Raw genomic sequence first — 201 nt, forward strand, 5'->3', positions numbered from 1 at the left:
ACGTGTTACTCACCCGTTCGCCGCTCGTGTACCCCGAAAGGCCTTACCGCTCGACTTGCATGTGTTAAGCACGCCGCCAGCGTTCGTCCTGAGCCAGGATCAAACTCTCCGTTGAAGACTCTAGATTTCACAGCCGAAACTGCTAATCAGTCATAGACAAAAAGAGTCAAATCACTAGCAAAAAAACTCAACTAGCAAAAA

1 rRNA gene is annotated in these 201 nt (G+C 48.3%); it reads right to left on the reverse strand.

What is annotated here, in order from left to right:
- Window positions 1-115 (reverse strand): 16S ribosomal RNA (locus tag G8767_RS35505); the annotation flags it as partial.
- Between the last annotated feature and the right edge of the window lie 86 nt (window positions 116-201).

Source organism: Rhodococcus sp. IC4_135, from assembly GCF_011602025.1.
GTDB classification, from domain to species: Bacteria; Actinomycetota; Actinomycetes; order Mycobacteriales; family Mycobacteriaceae; genus Rhodococcus_F; species Rhodococcus_F baikonurensis.